The organism is Streptomyces sp. MUSC 14 (assembly GCF_001866675.1).
In the GTDB taxonomy this organism is placed as follows: Bacteria; Actinomycetota; Actinomycetes; order Streptomycetales; family Streptomycetaceae; genus Streptomyces.
Window position 1 is genome coordinate 1 of record NZ_MLYN01000027.1, and the last position, 15429, is coordinate 15429.

General features: G+C 68.7%; 18 protein-coding genes. 3 read left to right on the top strand and 15 right to left on the bottom strand.

Translation table 11 applies throughout. The features are described from left to right. Positions 1-114: 114 nt before the first annotated feature. Positions 115-486, bottom strand: coding sequence for a holo-ACP synthase (locus BIV25_RS17750; protein ID WP_071373333.1), 372 nt, complete (start codon positions 484-486; stop codon positions 115-117). A gap of 44 nt (positions 487-530) precedes the next feature. On the opposite strand from BIV25_RS17750, the gene BIV25_RS17755 reads away from it, so the two are divergent. After that, positions 531-1310, top strand: a complete 780-nt coding sequence (locus BIV25_RS17755; protein ID WP_071373334.1) for an SDR family NAD(P)-dependent oxidoreductase — start codon at positions 531-533, stop codon at positions 1308-1310. Positions 1311-1319: 9 nt separating this feature from the next. Here BIV25_RS17755 and glmS read toward each other — a convergent pair whose 3' ends face one another. Beyond that, complete coding sequence (glmS, locus tag BIV25_RS17760; RefSeq protein ID WP_071373335.1) at positions 1320-3167, bottom strand: glutamine--fructose-6-phosphate transaminase (isomerizing); 1848 nt, start codon at positions 3165-3167, stop codon at positions 1320-1322. A gap of 167 nt (positions 3168-3334) precedes the next feature. Between glmS and coaA the strand changes: the two genes are divergently transcribed. Further along, on the top strand, positions 3335-4321 hold the full coding sequence (coaA, locus tag BIV25_RS17765; protein WP_071373336.1) for a type I pantothenate kinase: 987 nt from the start codon (positions 3335-3337) through the stop codon (positions 4319-4321). Positions 4322-4382: 61 nt separating this feature from the next. Here the strand turns inward: coaA and glmM are convergent, their stop codons facing one another. The 3 genes from glmM to rplM all read right to left on the bottom strand — a co-directional run bounded on the left by glmM (position 4383) and on the right by rplM (position 6922). After that, a complete protein-coding gene (gene glmM / locus BIV25_RS17770) occupies positions 4383-5741 on the bottom strand; it encodes a phosphoglucosamine mutase (protein WP_071373337.1) in 1359 nt (452 codons plus the stop codon). Positions 5742-5914: 173 nt separating this feature from the next. Next, entirely contained in the window at positions 5915-6436 is a 522-nt protein-coding gene (gene rpsI, locus BIV25_RS17775) for a 30S ribosomal protein S9 (protein ID WP_071373338.1), read from the bottom strand. Positions 6437-6478: 42 nt separating this feature from the next. Beyond that, entirely contained in the window at positions 6479-6922 is a 444-nt protein-coding gene (gene rplM / locus BIV25_RS17780; protein WP_010036634.1) for a 50S ribosomal protein L13, read from the bottom strand. Positions 6923-7220: 298 nt separating this feature from the next. On the opposite strand from rplM, the gene BIV25_RS17785 reads away from it, so the two are divergent. After that, positions 7221-8093: a hypothetical protein gene (locus tag BIV25_RS17785; RefSeq protein ID WP_071373339.1), complete on the top strand. Its 873-nt coding sequence runs from the start codon at positions 7221-7223 to the stop codon at positions 8091-8093. An 87-nt stretch (positions 8094-8180) separates the two neighbouring features. On the opposite strand, the gene truA is transcribed toward BIV25_RS17785, so the two are convergent. From truA to secY, 10 genes are all read right to left on the bottom strand, one after another. Then, the gene (gene truA, locus BIV25_RS17790; RefSeq protein WP_071373340.1) at positions 8181-9035 is read right to left on the bottom strand and encodes a tRNA pseudouridine(38-40) synthase TruA; all 855 of its coding nucleotides are present in this window, start codon (positions 9033-9035) and stop codon (positions 8181-8183) included. A gap of 77 nt (positions 9036-9112) precedes the next feature. After that, complete coding sequence (gene rplQ / locus BIV25_RS17795; protein WP_071373458.1) at positions 9113-9607, bottom strand: 50S ribosomal protein L17; 495 nt, start codon at positions 9605-9607, stop codon at positions 9113-9115. Between the two features lie 96 nt (positions 9608-9703). Further along, on the bottom strand, positions 9704-10726 hold the full coding sequence (locus tag BIV25_RS17800; protein WP_071373341.1) for a DNA-directed RNA polymerase subunit alpha: 1023 nt from the start codon (positions 10724-10726) through the stop codon (positions 9704-9706). A gap of 128 nt (positions 10727-10854) precedes the next feature. Next, positions 10855-11259, bottom strand: coding sequence for a 30S ribosomal protein S11 (gene rpsK / locus BIV25_RS17805; RefSeq protein ID WP_003956432.1), 405 nt, complete (start codon positions 11257-11259; stop codon positions 10855-10857). A gap of 66 nt (positions 11260-11325) precedes the next feature. After that, the gene (gene rpsM / locus BIV25_RS17810; protein ID WP_020135802.1) at positions 11326-11706 is read right to left on the bottom strand and encodes a 30S ribosomal protein S13; all 381 of its coding nucleotides are present in this window, start codon (positions 11704-11706) and stop codon (positions 11326-11328) included. A gap of 192 nt (positions 11707-11898) precedes the next feature. Next, entirely contained in the window at positions 11899-12012 is a 114-nt protein-coding gene (gene rpmJ / locus BIV25_RS17815) for a 50S ribosomal protein L36 (protein ID WP_003998809.1), read from the bottom strand. A 58-nt stretch (positions 12013-12070) separates the two neighbouring features. Next, complete coding sequence (gene infA, locus BIV25_RS17820) at positions 12071-12292, bottom strand: translation initiation factor IF-1 (protein ID WP_003948620.1); 222 nt, start codon at positions 12290-12292, stop codon at positions 12071-12073. A 190-nt stretch (positions 12293-12482) separates the two neighbouring features. Then, on the bottom strand, positions 12483-13319 hold the full coding sequence (gene map, locus BIV25_RS17825; RefSeq protein ID WP_071373342.1) for a type I methionyl aminopeptidase: 837 nt from the start codon (positions 13317-13319) through the stop codon (positions 12483-12485). Between the two features lie 105 nt (positions 13320-13424). Continuing rightward, positions 13425-14087 carry an adenylate kinase gene (locus BIV25_RS17830; protein ID WP_071373343.1) on the bottom strand — a complete coding sequence of 221 codons (663 nt, stop codon included), beginning with the start codon at positions 14085-14087 and terminating at the stop codon, positions 13425-13427. Further along, positions 14087-15400 carry a preprotein translocase subunit SecY gene (secY, locus tag BIV25_RS17835; RefSeq protein ID WP_071373344.1) on the bottom strand — a complete coding sequence of 438 codons (1314 nt, stop codon included), beginning with the start codon at positions 15398-15400 and terminating at the stop codon, positions 14087-14089. Before secY ends, BIV25_RS17830 begins: the two co-directional genes overlap by 1 nt. Positions 15401-15429: the final 29 nt, after the last annotated feature.

Sequence of the window (15429 nt, forward strand, 5' to 3'; positions counted from 1 at the left end):
ACCCCCGACCGACCACACCCGGCACCACCCCTGGCACCGCCCCACCCCAGGCCGACCTCACCCGGAACCCCCGCAGAGGACCACCCCACCCCGCGTCATCGGGTCCCCCGCCGCTCAGCCCTCCGCGATCACCACCGCCGAGGCGACGCCGGCGTCGTGGCTGAGCGAGACGTGCCAGGACGTGACGCCCAGCTCCGCCGCCCGCGCCGCCACCGTCCCGCGCACCCGCAGCCGGGGCTGACCGCTGTCCTCGACGTACACCTCGGCGTCCGTCCACTGCAGGCCGGGCGGCGCGCCCAGGGCCTTGGCCAGCGCCTCCTTGGCCGCGAACCGGGCCGCGAGCGAGGCGATCCCGCGCCGCTCCCCGCTGGGCAGCAGCAGTTCCGTCGCCACGAACAGCCGGTCGGCCATCTGGGGCGTGCGCTCCAGCGACTCCCGGAACCGGTCGATCTCGGCGACGTCGATCCCCACTCCGATGATGCTCATGCCGGGCAGCCTACGGTCGCCCGGGGCCGTCTACGCTGCGCACCATGACGTACCGGGCCTATCTCTCCGACCTGTTCGCGCTGAACGACCGCACCGCCCTGGTGACCGGGGGCAGTTCCGGCATCGGCCGGGCCGTCGCCGGGGCGCTGGCGCGGGCCGGCGCCCGGGTGGTGGTCGCGGCCCGGGGCAAGGAGCAACTCATCGGCACCGTCGGCGAGTTGAGGTCCGCAGGGGCCCGGGCGGCCTGGGTCGCGGGTGACTTGGCCACGCGCGCCGGGGTACGGGCCGTGGCCGAGGAGGCGGCGGAGGTCTTCGGGGAGCCGGACATCCTCGTCAACTCCGCCGGGATCAACCTGCGGCCGCCCATGGGCGAGCTGGGCGAGGACGTGTGGGACACCACCATGGCCGTGAACCTGGAGGCGCCCTTCCTGCTGGGACAGCGCTTCGGCCCCGGCATGGCGGAGCGCGGCTTCGGCCGGATCATCCACGTCACCTCGCAGCAGGCCCACCGCGCCTTCGTGCAGAGCGGCGCCTACGGCGTCTCCAAGGGCGGGCTGGAGTCACTGGCCCGCTCGCAGGCCGAGGCCTGGTCGCCGTACGGCGTCACGGTGAACACGCTGGTGCCGGGCTTCGTGATGACGCCGCTGAACGAGCGGATCGCCGCCGACCCCGAGAAGTCGGCCGCCCTCGCCGCGCGCACCATGATCGGCCGCAACGGTCTGGCCGAGGACTTCGAAGGCGCGGCCGTCTTCCTCGCGAGCCGCGCCTCCGCCTACGTCACCGGCCAGTCCCTCTTCGTCGACGGCGGCCTGTCCGTCCACTGAGCCCCGGGCTCACTCCACCGTGACCGACTTCGCCAGGTTCCGCGGCTGGTCCACCTCGTTGCCCCGCGCGGTGGCCAGCTCGCAGGCGAAGACCTGCAGCGGCACGGTCGCGACCAGCGGCTGGAGCAGGGTCGGCGTGGCCGGGATGCGGATCAGGTGGTCGGCGTACGGCACGACCGCCTCGTCGCCCTCCTCCGCGATCACGATCGTGCGCGCTCCGCGGGCCCGGATCTCCTGGATGTTGGAGACGATCTTGTCGTGCAGGACCGAGCGGCCGCGCGCGGACGGGACGACCACGACCACCGGCACGTCCTCCTCGATCAGCGCGATCGGCCCGTGCTTGAGCTCGCCCGCGGCGAAGCCCTCGGCGTGCATGTAGGCCAGCTCCTTGAGCTTCAGTGCGCCTTCGAGGGCCACCGGGTAGCCCACGTGCCGGCCGAGGAACAGCACCGTGTTCTTCTCCGCCAGCGTCCGGGCCAGCGCCCGTACCGGCTCCATGGTCTCCAGGACCCGCTCGACCTCCTCGGAGATCCGGGACAGGTCCCTGATCACGGCCTGGATCTCGTCGCCCCACTTGGTGCCGCGCACCTGGCCCAGGTACAGCGCGACCAGGTAGCAGGCCACCAGCTGGGTCAGGAACGCCTTGGTGGAGGCGACGGCGACCTCGGGGCCGGCGTGCGTGTAGAGCACCGCGTCCGACTCCCGCGGGATCGTCGAGCCGTTGGTGTTGCAGATGGCCAGCACCTTGGAGCCCTGCTCCCGGGCGTGCCGCAGCGCCATCAGGGTGTCCATGGTCTCGCCGGACTGGGAGATGGCGATGACCAGGGAACGGCTGTCCAGGATCGGGTCCCGGTAACGGAACTCACTGGCCAGCTCCACCTCGCACGGGATGCGCGTCCAGTGCTCGATCGCGTACTTGGCGATCAGGCCCGCGTGGAAGGCCGTACCGCAGGCGACGATGACGACCTTGTCGATCTCGCGCAGCTCGGACGGGGAGATCCGCACCTCGTCCAGGGTGAGGGAGCCGGCCGGGTCGATCCGGCCCAGCAGCGTGTCGGCGACCGCCTTCGGCTGCTCGGCGATCTCCTTGAGCATGAAGTAGTCGTAGCCGCCCTTCTCGGCGGCGGAGGCGTCCCAGTCCACGTGGTAGCTGCGGACCTCGGCCGGGCGGCCGTCGAAGCCGGTGACCGTGACGCCGTCGCGGCGCAGCTCCACCACCTGATCTTGGCCCAGTTCGACCGCGGAGCGCGTGTGGGCGATGAACGCGGCGACGTCGGAGGCCAGGAACGCCTCGCCCTCGCCGACGCCGACCACGAGCGGCGAGTTCCGGCGCGCGCCCACGACCACGTCCGGTTCGTCGGCATGCACCGCGACCAGCGTGAACGCGCCCTCCAGCCGCCGGCACACCAGCCGCATCGCCTCCGCCAGGTCGGCGGTCGCCGAGAACTCCTCGGCGAGCAGATGCGCGACCACCTCGGTGTCCGTCTCGGAGGTCAGCTCATGGCCGCGCTCGGCCAGTTCGGCACGCAGGAGGGCGAAGTTCTCGATGATGCCGTTGTGCACGACGGCGACGCGTCCGGCGTTGTCGAGGTGCGGATGGGCGTTGCCGTCGGTCGGCCCGCCGTGCGTGGCCCAGCGGGTGTGCCCGATGCCCGTGGCACCTGTCGGCAGCGGCCGCTCGACCAGTTCCTTCTCCAGGTTGACCAGCTTCCCGGCCTTCTTCGCCGCGGCCAGCCCGCCGTCCGCGAGCACGGCGACGCCCGCCGAGTCGTACCCCCGGTACTCCAGCCGCTTGAGTCCGGCCATCACGACATCGAGCGCCGACTGCGCCCCTACGTATCCCACGATTCCGCACATGCGCCGCAGCCTACGGCCGGCAAGCGGCCCAAACAGGCCTCGGTCTGCCCGAATTCGGAAATTCCCACTGTCGTACGAAGGCCTCGGGAAGGCCTTTCGCCATGCGGTGACCGTGCACGTGACGGAGCCCACCCACCGCGGCGTTCAAACTCCGTTAACAATGGAATGTGATCTCACCGGTCTCCTCGAACCGGAGCGCCCACCGGCACAAGCCGGAGGCGACTCCCTACGTCGACCTCACCCGCGCCGAGTGGAGCGCCCTGCGCGAGAAGACGCCGCTGCCGCTCACCGCCGAGGAGGTGGAGAAGCTGCGCGGCCTGGGCGACGTCATCGACCTCGACGAGGTGCGCGACGTCTACCTCCCGCTCTCCCGGCTCCTCAACCTCTACGTCGGTGCCACGGACGGACTCAGAGGAGCGCTGAACACGTTCCTCGGCGAGCAGGGCTCCCAGTCCGGCACCCCGTTCGTCATAGGCGTCGCCGGCTCCGTGGCCTGCGGCAAGTCCACCGTCTCCCGGCTCCTGCAGGCCCTGCTCTCCCGCTGGCCCGAACACCCGCGGGTCGAGCTGGTCACCACGGACGGCTTCCTCCTGCCCACCCGGGAGCTGGAGGCCCGCGGCCTGATGTCGCGGAAAGGTTTCCCCGAGTCCTACGACCGCCGGGCCCTGACCCGCTTCGTCGCCGACATCAAGGCCGGCAAGGACGAGGTGACGGCCCCCGTCTACTCCCACCTGATCTACGACATCGTCCCCGACCAGCGGCTCACGGTCCGCCGCCCCGACATCCTGATCGTCGAGGGCCTGAACGTCCTCCAGCCCGCCCTGCCCGGCAGCGACGGCCGCACCCGCGTCGGCCTCGCGGACTACTTCGACTTCAGCGTGTACGTCGACGCGAGCGCCGAGGACATCGAGCGCTGGTACCTGAACCGCTTCAGGAAGCTGCGCCAGACGGCGTTCCAGAACCCGAACTCGTACTTCCGCAAGTACACCCAGGTCTCCGAGGAGGAGGCCCTCGACTACGCCCGCACCCTGTGGCGCACGATCAACAAGCCCAACCTGGTCGAGAACATCGCCCCCACCCGTGGCCGGGCCACGCTGGTGGTCCGCAAGGGCCCGGACCACAAGGTGCAGCGGCTGAGGCTGCGGAAGCTGTAAGCGCAGCAGAGAGGGGGCGGAGCCGTGCATCGAGCACAGCCCCGCCCCCTCGAACCCACGACTATCCCAGTGCGGACTTCACCGCGTCGGCCAGCCGCCCGGCCACCGACCGCGCCTGCTCGATGTCCGCGGCCTCGACCATCACGCGCACGAGCGGCTCGGTACCCGAGGGACGGAGCAACACCCGCCCGGTCTCGCCGAGTTCGCGCTCCGCCTCGGCGACGGCGGCAGCCAGGTCACCGGACGTCCGCACCCGGGACTTGTCCACGTCGGGCACGTTGATGAGGACCTGCGGCAGCCGCTCCATCACCGAGGCCAGCTCCCGCAGCGACCGCCCGGTCTCCGCGACCCGCGCGGCGAGCAGCAGCCCGGTCAGCGTGCCGTCACCGGTGGTCGCGTGGTCCAGGATGATCACGTGCCCGGACTGCTCGCCGCCGAGGGCGTACCCGTGCTCCTTCATCTCCTCCAGCACGTACCGGTCGCCGACGGCGGTCTGCACGAGCCGGATCCCGGCCCGCTCCATCGCCAGTTTGAAGCCGAGGTTCGACATCACGGTCGCCACCACGGTGTCGGCCCGCAGCACGGAGCGCTCCCGCAGGGCCAGCGCCAGCACCGACAGGATCTGGTCGCCGTCGATCTCCTCGCCGGTGTGGTCCACGGCCAGGCAGCGGTCGGCGTCGCCGTCGTGCGCGATGCCGAGGTCCGCGCCGTGCGCCACGACGGCGGCCTTCAGCCGGCCCAGGTGGGTCGACCCGCAGCCGTCGTTGATGTTGAGCCCGTCCGGCTGCGCACCGATCGTGACGATCTCCGCGCCCGCCCGGGAGAACGCCTCCGGCGAGACCCCCGAGGCCGCGCCGTGCGCTTCGTCCAGGACGATCTTCAGGCCGTCGAGCCGGTTCGGCAGCACGGCGAGGAGATGGCCGACGTACTGCTCGAAGCCCTCCTCGTAGGCGCGCACGCGGCCCACGCCCGAGCCCGTCGGCCGCTCCCAGGGCTCGCCGTGCCGGTGGGACTCGTAGACCGCCTCGATCCTGTCCTCCAGCTCGTCGGCGAGCTTGTGGCCGCCGCGCGCGAAGAACTTGATGCCGTTGTCCGGCATGGCGTTGTGGCTGGCGGAGAGCATCACGCCCAGGTCGGCGCCGAGCGCGCCGGTCAGGTGGGCGACGGCGGGCGTCGGCAGTACACCGACGGTCAGCACGTCGACGCCGGCGCTCGCGAGACCGGCGACCACGGCCGCCTCCAGGAACTCCCCGGACGCACGCGGATCCCGCCCGACCACCGCCTTCGGCCGGTGGCCCGCGAAGGTGCCCGCCTCGGCCAGCACGTGCGCCGCGGCGACGGAGAGGCCGAGTGCCATCTCGGCGGTCAGATCCGCGTTGGCGACACCGCGCACGCCGTCCGTACCGAAGAGTCGTCCCACTTGTCCTCCCGAGGAAACTTCCGATCACACAAGCCTTCGAGCGTCTTGTGTCGTTATACGCCCTTGACTGGGATAAACGAACGCCCCGACGGCACATGTGGCGTGCCGCCGGGGCGTTCGGAGTACGTGCGGGCCAGTACGCACCCGTATACGTACGAGCAGGCAGCTGGCGATTAACGCTTGCTGTACTGCGGGGCCTTGCGGGCCTTCTTCAGACCGGCCTTCTTGCGCTCGACCGCACGGTCGTCGCGCTTCAGGAAGCCGGCCTTCTTCAGCGGGCCACGGTTGTTGTCGACGTCGGCCTCGTTCAGCGCACGGGCGACACCGAGACGGAGCGCACCGGCCTGACCGGAGACACCGCCACCCGCGATACGGGCGACGACGTCGTAACGGCCTTCGAGCTCCAGCACCTTGAAGGGCTCGTTGACTTCCTGCTGGTGCACCTTGTTCGGGAAGTAGTCCTCGAGGGTGCGACCGTTGATCTTCCACTTGCCCGTGCCCGGGACGATCCGGACGCGGGCGATGGCGTTCTTGCGGCGACCCAGGCCGGCGGCCGGCTGGGGCTCACCGAAGCGCGAGGCGAGGGACTCGGAGGTGTACTCACCCTCCAGCGGAACCTCGGACTCGGTGGTGTAGCTGTCGATGTCGACGAGCTCAGTCTCTTCGACCGGCTGCTCAACGGTGGTCTCGGCCACGATTCTCCTCAGATTCTCTTCAGTCTTAGGGGGTGGCCGGACTTACTGCGCGACCTGGGTGATCTCGTACGGCTGCGGCTGCTGCGCGCCGTGCGGGTGCTGGTCACCCTTGTAGACCTTCAGCTTCGAGAGCATCTGACGGCCCAGCGTGTTCTTGGGGAGCATGCCCTTGACGGCCTTCTCGATGGCCTTCTCGGGGTTCTTGTCGAGGAGCTCGTCGTAACGGACGGAGCGCAGACCACCCGGGTAGCCGGAGTGGCGGTACGCCATCTTCTGGGTCCGCTTGTTGCCCGACAGGTGCACCTTGTCGGCGTTGATGATGATGACGAAGTCACCAGCGTCGACGTGGGGGGCGTAGATCGGCTTGTGCTTGCCCCGGAGGAGGGTCGCTGCGGTGGTGGCGAGACGGCCCAGGACGACGTCCTGAGCGTCGATGACGTGCCACTGGCGCGTCACATCGCCGGGCTTGGGGCTGTACGTACGCACGGTTCGTAGCCTTCGCTTCGAGTGAATGGTCCTGAACAGGTCACCGAAACGATCACGACAGCCTTGACCGCACTGCGGTGACGCAAACCGCGTGCTGGTCGCTGGTCATCGGCCCGGCGGACCGGTGTAAGGGCCCGTCCCGTGAGAATGAGCAAGCCAATACACAACGAAGAAGCAGATTACCTTCCGGGCCCGCTACGGGTCAAAACGACGCCCTTCCCGCGCTCACCGGCGGACAAACGTGGCATGCCGCCGCACGCGCTCCACCGCCCCAGGGAGCCCGTCTAAGATGCGCCCCATGAGTTACGGGCAGGGGGGACCCCAGTCTCAGTGGGATCCCTGGAAACCGAATTCCCAGCAGCCCTGGGCAAGCAGCGGTGACGACGGGACCCCGGACTGGGCGGCACTCGCCGAGGCGTCCGAGACCCGCACCAAGCGCCGCAAGCTGCTGTTCATCGGCGGCGGCGCGCTGGCCACGATCGCCGTCGGCACCGCCGTGGCGATGGCCGTGGTGTCCGCGAACGGCAAGAACAGCGCCTCGGGCAACCCGACGAACCTGCCCGCCAGCGCCTCGGCGAGCGGGTCGGTCACACCGTCCTTCGCGCCCACCAGCGCCCCGCCGCCGCTGGACCCGAAGGAGTTCATCGCCAGCGCCGCTAAGGACAAGGCCCCGATCAGCGCCGACAGCCTCTTCCCGGGCACCCAGCTGACCACGGGGAACAGCGTCTACAAGAAGGGCGCCACGGCCGACACCAAGAGCTGCGCCTCCGCCGCCGGCGGCAAGCTGCCGCAGATCCTCACCGCGAACGGCTGCACCCGGCTGATCCGCGTGACCTACAGCAAGGACGGCATCGCGGCCACCGTCGGCGTCGCCCTGTTCGACACCCAGGCCGAGGCCACGAAGGTCAAGGCCCAGGCCGCCAAGAACGCCATGGTGCGCTCCCTGTCCGGCAAGGGCGTCAAGGACTTCTGCAACGCCGCGGTCTGCCTGACCACCGCGAACTCCGTCGGCCGCTACGCCTACTTCACGACGGTCGGCTTCACCGACGGCAAGAACGTCACCGACAAGGACTCGAAGGTCTTCAACACCGGCAACGACCTCCAGCAGTTCACCTTCAACCAGATCTACCGCCGCGGCCAGGCCCAGGCCTCCGCGGCGACGAACGGCTAGGGATGTCGTTCGGATCAGGCCGGCCGGGACGAACCGTGCGGAACTGGCTGACGCGACGCCGGGATGATCCGAACGACACCCCCTAGATCAGCAGCACCCCGCCGACGGGAGTGAGCGCTTGTTCCGGGCTTCCTTGCTACGGGCGGCCAGCAGCTCGTCGGCGGGGTAGCCGACCTCCTCCAGGGTCAGCCCGTGCGGCCGTACGACATGCACGGCGGAGTCCCGCACGCCCGCGGCCAGCACCTTGCCGGGCCACTCCGGGCCGCGGTGCCCGTCCCCGACGAAGAGCAGCGCACCGATCAGCGAGCGCACCATGTTGTGGCAGAACGCGTCGGCGCGCACGGTCGCGGTGATGATCCCGTCGGACCCGCGCACCAGGCTCAGCTCCTGCAGGGTCCGGATCGTCGTGGCCCCCTCCCGCTTCTTGCAGTAGGCGGCGAAGTCGTGCTCCCCCAGCAGGTGGCGGGCCGCCTCGTTCATGGCGTCCGCGTCGAGCGGCCAGTCGTGCCAGAGCACATGGCCGCGCAGCAGGGGGTCCACTCCCCCGGGATTGTCGGTCACCCGGTACGCATAGCGCCGCCAGACCGCCGAGAACCGCGCGTTGAAGCCTGCCGGGGCCGGCCTGAGCGCCCACACGCGCACATCCTTCGGCAGCCGTCCGGCGAGCCGCTTGAGGAGCTTCTCGTGATGCTCACGCCAGACCGCCTCGGGCAGGTCCACGTGCGCCACCTGCCCCCGCGCGTGCACCCCGGCGTCGGTGCGTCCGGCGACGGTCAGCTCATACGTCTCCCTGGAGCGCGTGACGGTCCGCAGCGCGTCCTCGATCTCCCCCTGCACGGTCCGCCTGCCGCCGGCCTGCTTGGCCCAGCCGTGAAAGTCGGACCCGTCGTAGGACAGATCGAGTCGGACACGGACGTAGCCGGGCTGTACTTCGTCACTCACGGGGAAATCCTCTCAGGTACAGAAGAGCGGGCCCGCTCCCCGAAAGGAACGGACCCGCTCAGCGCGAGGGTGATACCTCAGGCGTCCTTCGACTCCTCGGCAGCGGCCTCCTCGGCCGGAGCCTCGGTGGTCTCGGCAGCCTTGGCCTCGTCGGCCTCCTTGACCGCGCGCTTGGTGGCGGCCTCGGCCTCGCCGGTCGCCTGCTGGGCGACCGTCAGCGCCTCGACCAGCTCGATGACGGCCATGGGCGCGTTGTCGCCACGGCGGTTACCGATCTTGGTGATGCGGGTGTAGCCACCGGGACGGTTCTCGTACCGCGGGCCGATCTCGGTGAAGAGCGTGTGGACGACGCTCTTGTCCGTGATGACCTGGAGCACCTGACGGCGGTTGTGAAGGTCGCCCTTCTTCGCCTTGGTGACCAGACGCTCGGCGTACGGGCGCAGGCGGCGGGCCTTCGCCTCGGTGGTGGTGATACGGCCGTGCTCGAAGAGGCTCTTCGCCAGGTTCGCGAGGAGCAGCTTCTCGTGCGCGGCGCTGCCGCCCAGACGGGCACCCTTGGTGGGCTTCGGCATGTTCATTCTCCTGTGTGTCTGCCCCGGCCGTGTCAGGTACCGGGGTCAGGAACCCGATGAGCGGATGCTCACCGGCAAGGACCGATCAAGTACTGATCAGTACTGCTCGGTCTCCACGAAACCCGCGTCCGCGTCGTCGTCGGCGCCGAAGGCGTCGGCAGCGGCCGTGGGGTCGAATCCGGGCGGGCTGTCCTTCAGGGCCAGGCCCATGCCGGCCAGCTTCGCCTTGACCTCGTCGATGGACTTCGCACCGAAGTTGCGGATGTCCAGGAGGTCGGCCTCGGAGCGGGCGACGAGCTCACCCACGGAGTGGATGCCCTCACGCTTGAGGCAGTTGTAGGAGCGGACCGTGAGCTCCAGCTCCTCGATCGGCAGCGCGAGGTCGGCGGCCAGGGCGGCGTCCGTGGGGGACGGGCCCATGTCGATGCCCTCGGCGTCGATGTTCAGCTCGCGGGCGAGGCCGAACAGCTCGACCAGGGTCTTGCCCGCCGACGCCATGGCGTCACGCGGACGCATGGCCTGCTTCGTCTCGACGTCGACGATCAGCTTGTCGAAGTCGGTCCGCTGCTCGACACGCGTCGCCTCGACCTTGTACGTGACCTTCAGCACCGGCGAGTAGATCGAGTCGACCGGGATACGGCCGATCTCCTGGCCAGCCTGCTTGTTCTGCACGGCCGAGACGTAGCCGCGACCGCGCTCGACGGTCAGCTCCATCTCCAGCTTGCCCTTGCCGTTGAGCGAGGCGAGGACGAGGTCGGGGTTGTGCACCTCGACACCGGCCGGGGGCGCGATGTCGGCGGCGGTGACCAGACCCGGGCCCTGCTTGCGCAGGTACATCACGACCGGCTCGTCGTGCTCCGAGGAGACGACCAGCTGCTTGATGTTGAGGATCAGGTCGGTGACGTCCTCCTTGACGCCCGGCACGGTGGTGAACTCGTGCAGGACACCGTCGATACGGATGCTGGTGACAGCAGCGCCGGGGATCGACGACAGGAGGGTACGGCGCAGGGAGTTGCCGAGGGTGTAGCCGAAGCCCGGCTCCAGCGGCTCGATCACGAACCGGGAGCGGAACTCGTCGACGACCTCTTCGGTCAACGAGGGACGCTGAGCGATCAGCATGGATGAATCCTTCAGTCAGGGGCGCCCGCTATTTGACGCCCGACTCTGTACTGCAAGGGTACGGGCGGCACGGCTTCCTCACAGAGGCCGTACCGCCCGGAACCCCGAAACCGGCGGAGCGCTGTGCGTCAGACGCGGCGGCGCTTCGGCGGGCGGCAGCCGTTGTGCGGGGTCGGGGTGACGTCCTGGATGGAGCCGACCTCGAGGCCCGTGGCCTGCAGGGAGCGGATCGCGGTCTCACGACCGGAACCCGGGCCCTTCACGAACACGTCGACCTTGCGCATGCCGTGCTCCTGGGCGCGGCGGGCAGCCGACTCGGCGGCCATCTGCGCGGCGAACGGCGTGGACTTCCGGGAGCCCTTGAAGCCGACGTGGCCGGCGGAGGCCCAGGAGATCACGTTGCCGGACGGGTCCGTGATCGAGACGATCGTGTTGTTGAACGTGCTCTTGATGTGCGCGTGGCCGTGAGCGACGTTCTTCTTTTCCTTGCGGCGCACCTTCTTGGCAGCGCCCTGACGACCCTTGGGGGGCATCTATATCTCCTACGGGAGGTGGTCGGTCCTACAGCGAAGACCGCTGGACGGCGAGTCCGCTGCGGACTACTTCTTGCCCGGCTTCTTCTTACCGGCGATGGCGCGACGCGGGCCCTTGCGGGTGCGGGCGTTGGTGCTGGTGCGCTGACCGCGGACGGGCAGACCGCGACGGTGACGGAGACCCTGGTAGCAGCCGATCTCGACCTTGCGGCGGATGTCGGCCTGGATCTCGCGACGGAGGTCACCCTCGGTCTTGATGTTGTTGTCGACGTACTCGCGAATCGCGACGAGCTGCTCTTCGCTCAGGTCACGAACACGGGTGTTCGGGTCGATACCGGTCTCGGCCAGCGTCTGCTGCGAGAGCGTCCGGCCGATGCCGAACACGTAGGTGAGGGCGACCTCCACGCGCTTTTCGCGCGGGATGTCAACACCGGAAACGCGTGCCATTCAATGGCTCCTGGTGATCTTTCGGAGGTCTTCCGCAGAACCGGCTCCCGGCCGCCGTACCAGGTACGAACCGGGTCCTCGGCCTCCGAACCGAGGGTGTCGAGCCGAAAGGCTCGGATTCTGCGTATGAACAAATTCAGCTCGCGTCGCGCGAATCTCTGCGATAGAGGTGCAGAGGGAGATGGTCGTGCGTCAGCCCTGGCGCTGCTTGTGGCGCGGGTTCTCGCAAATGACCATGACCCGACCGTGACGGCGGATCACCCTGCACTTGTCGCAGATCTTCTTGACGCTCGGCTTGACCTTCATGGTGAGGTTCTCCGGGTCAGTGCCATCACCCCGAGGAGATCCGGGGTGCGGGCAAGATCTACTTGTAGCGGTAGACGATCCGGCCACGCGTCAGGTCGTACGGAGACAGCTCCACCACGACCCGGTCGTCAGGGAGGATGCGGATGTAGTGCATACGCATCTTGCCGCTGATGTGTGCCAGGACCTGGTGGCCGTTCTGGAGCTCGACCTTGAACATGGCGTTCGGCAGAGACTCGACGACAGTGCCCTCGATCTCGATGGCACCTTGCTTCTTGGCCACGCTTCGCCCTTCGAATCGACTACCTTGATCGACCCTCTTGCACGCATGCGGACATGCGGGTGCACGAGAGCCGACGAGTCAGTCTACGTCGGCGCACCCTGAAAGGCGAATCGAGGAAGTCTGCCCTACTCGGGAGATCACTAAGCGAGCGGATCGGCAGCGGTCTGAATGCCGCATTCGGCGAGCCTGGTCACGCGAGAGGATCCGGTGCCGCCGTGATCCCGTACTCCGCCAGCTTCGCCTTGCCGCCGTCCGGGGCGGTGAGGACCAGGGGGCCCTCCGCCGTGAGAGCCACCGAGTGCTCCCAGTGGGACGACCAGGTGCCGTCCGTCGTGATGACCGTCCAGTCGTCCGACAGGACCTCCGTGCGCGGGGTGCCGAGGGAGACCATCGGCTCGATCGCGAGGCAGAAGCCGGGGACCAGCTTGGGACCCTTGCCGCGGCGGCGGTCGACGTAGTTCAGCAGATGCGGGTCCATGTGCATCTCGGTGCCGATGCCGTGGCCGCCGTAGTCCTCGATGATCCCGTACTTGCCGCCGCCGGGCTTCGGCTGGCGGCGGATGTACGTCTCGATCGCCCTGGAGACGTCGACCAGGCGGTTGCCCTGCTTCATCGCCGCGATGCCGGCCCACATGGACTCTTCCGTCACCCGGGACAGCTCGATCAGCTCCGGGGCGTGACCGGAGCCCACGAAGGCCGTGTAGGCCGCGTCGCCGTGCCAGCCGTCGATGATCGCGCCGCAGTCGATGGAGATGATGTCGCCGGACTTGAGGACGACGTCGTCGGAGGGGATGCCGTGCACGACGACGTCGTTCACGGAGGTGCAGATGGTCGCGGGGAAGCCGCCGTAGCCGAGGAAGTTCGACTTCGCACCGTGCTCGGCGAGGACCTTGCGGGCGACCTCGTCCAGGTCCTTGGTGGAGGCGCCGGGCACCGCGGCCTCGCGGGTGGCCGCGTGGATGGCGGCGACGACCAGGCCCGCCGCACGCATCTTGGCGATCTGCTCGGGCGTCTTGATCTGCACCATGGGGGGCCTGCGCTCTCCGTCACTCACATCGGCTGGGTTATCTGTACAACACTACGGCCGCGGCACCCCGGAAGGGCACCGCGGCCGGAAGGCCTGGCCTTGGGACTACTGCTCGCCCGGCTCGCGCTTGAGAGCGTCCAGCGCCCGCTGCGTGATCTCGTCCACCGGGCCCAGGGAGGAGATCGTCACGACCAGACCCTGCGCCTTGTAGTAGTCGATGATCGGCTCGGTCTGCGTGTGGTAGACCTCCAGCCGCGTGCGGACGGTGTCCTCGCTGTCGTCGTCGCGCTGGTACAGCTCACCGCCGCAGACGTCGCACACACCCTCCTTCTTCGGGGGGCTGTACGTCACGTGGAAGACGTGGGAGGAGTCGTTGCGACAGATACGGCGGCCGGCGATGCGCTTGACGACCTCGTCCTCCGGGACCTCCAGGTCCAGGACGGCGTCCAGCTTGAAGTCCTCGGTCTCCAGCAGCCCGTCCAGCGCCTCCGCCTGGTCCACGTTCCGCGGGAAGCCGTCGAGCAGGAAGCCGCCCTCGGCGTCCTTCTGCTCCATGCGGTCCTTGGCCATGTCGATGGTGACGGAGTCCGGCACCAGCTCGCCGCGGTCCATGTACGACTTCGCGAGCTTGCCCAGTTCCGTCTGCTGGCTGATGTTGGCCCGGAACAGGTCGCCCGTGGAGATGTGCGGAATCTTCAGCTCTGCGGCAAGGCGGACGGCTTGCGTTCCCTTACCGGCACCCGGCGGCCCGACGAGGACGATACGCATCAGCGGAGGAACCCTTCGTAATTGCGCTGCTGGAGCTGGCTCTCGATCTGCTTCACCGTCTCGAGGCCGACACCCACGATGATCAGGATGCTGGTTCCACCGAAGGGGAAGTTCTGGCTTGCCCCGAAGCCCACCAACGCCATTGTCGGTACGAGAGCGATCAGACCCAGATACAGCGAACCCGGCCAGGTGATCCGGTTGAGCACGTAGCTGAGGTACTCAGCGGTCGGTCGGCCAGCCCGGATGCCCGGGATGAAGCCACCATACTTCTTCATGTTGTCGGCGACTTCCTCGGGGTTGAAGGAGATCGCCACGTAGAAGAACGCGAAGAAAACGATGAGCAAGAAGTACATCGTGATGTAAATCGGGTGGTCGCCCTTGGTCAGATTGCTCTGGATCCACGTCTTCCAGCTCGAGTTGCCCCCCGCGAACTGCGCCACGAGTGCCGGGATGTAGAGCAGCGAGGAGGCGAAGATGACGGGAATCACACCCGCCTGGTTCACCTTGAGCGGGATGTACGTGGACGTACCACCGTAGGAACGACGGCCGATCATGCGCTTCGCGTACTGCACGGGGATGCGGCGCTGGGCCTGCTCGACGAAGACGACGAGCCCGACCATCACCAGACCCACCAGGATCACGGTGCCGAACTCGATCCAGCCGCCGGCCAGCGTGCCCTGCTTCTTGATGGCCCACAGGGCGGACGGGAAGGTCGCGGCGATCGAGATGAACATCAGGATCGACATGCCGTTGCCGATGCCACGGTCGGTGATCAGCTCGCCCAGCCACATCACGACACACGTGCCGGCGGTCATGCAGACCACCATCGTGATCGTCGTGAAGATCGCCTGGTCCGGGACGATGCTCGACGCGACCGAGCAGCCGTTGAAGAGCGCGCCGCTGCGGGCGGTGGCGACGAGGCCGGTGCCCTGCAGGATGGCGAGCGCCACGGTCAGGTACCGGGTGTACTGCGTGATCTTCGCCGTGCCGGCCTGGCCCTCCTTCTTCAGGGCCTCCAGGCGCGGGATGACCACGGTCAGCAGCTGAAGGATGATGCTGGCCGTGATGTACGGCATGATGCCGAGCGCGAAGACCGTGATCTGGAGCAGCGCGCCGCCACTGAACATGTTCACGAGGCCGAACAGGCCCTGGTTGGCCCCCGCCTCGCTCACACACTGCTGGACGGCCTTGTAGTTGACGCCGGGGATCGGGATGTGGGTACCGACGCGGTAGACCACGATGATGGCCAGCGTGAAGAGCAGCTTCTTGCGCAGGTCGGGCGTCTTGAACGCCCGGGCGAACGCGGTGAGCACGGTGCCTCCTGCGACCCCCGCGCAACTGC

Bases quoted from the DNA above. Each gene is read 5' to 3' on its own strand.
- BIV25_RS17750 (WP_071373333.1), bottom strand. From the start codon at position 486: ATGAGCATCATCGGAGTGGGGATCGACGTCGCCGAGATCGACCGGTTC.
- BIV25_RS17755 (WP_071373334.1), top strand. From the start codon at position 531: ATGACGTACCGGGCCTATCTCTCCGACCTGTTCGCGCTGAACGACCGC.
- glmS (WP_071373335.1), bottom strand. From the start codon at position 3,167: ATGTGCGGAATCGTGGGATACGTAGGGGCGCAGTCGGCGCTCGATGTC.
- BIV25_RS17785 (WP_071373339.1), top strand. From the start codon at position 7,221: ATGAGTTACGGGCAGGGGGGACCCCAGTCTCAGTGGGATCCCTGGAAA.
- rplQ (WP_071373458.1), bottom strand. From the start codon at position 9,607: ATGCCGAAGCCCACCAAGGGTGCCCGTCTGGGCGGCAGCGCCGCGCAC.
- BIV25_RS17800 (WP_071373341.1), bottom strand. From the start codon at position 10,726: ATGCTGATCGCTCAGCGTCCCTCGTTGACCGAAGAGGTCGTCGACGAG.
- rpsK (WP_003956432.1), bottom strand. From the start codon at position 11,259: ATGCCCCCCAAGGGTCGTCAGGGCGCTGCCAAGAAGGTGCGCCGCAAG.
- rpsM (WP_020135802.1), bottom strand. From the start codon at position 11,706: ATGGCACGCGTTTCCGGTGTTGACATCCCGCGCGAAAAGCGCGTGGAG.
- rpmJ (WP_003998809.1), bottom strand. From the start codon at position 12,012: ATGAAGGTCAAGCCGAGCGTCAAGAAGATCTGCGACAAGTGCAGGGTG.
- map (WP_071373342.1), bottom strand. From the start codon at position 13,319: ATGGTGCAGATCAAGACGCCCGAGCAGATCGCCAAGATGCGTGCGGCG.
- BIV25_RS17830 (WP_071373343.1), bottom strand. From the start codon at position 14,087: ATGCGTATCGTCCTCGTCGGGCCGCCGGGTGCCGGTAAGGGAACGCAA.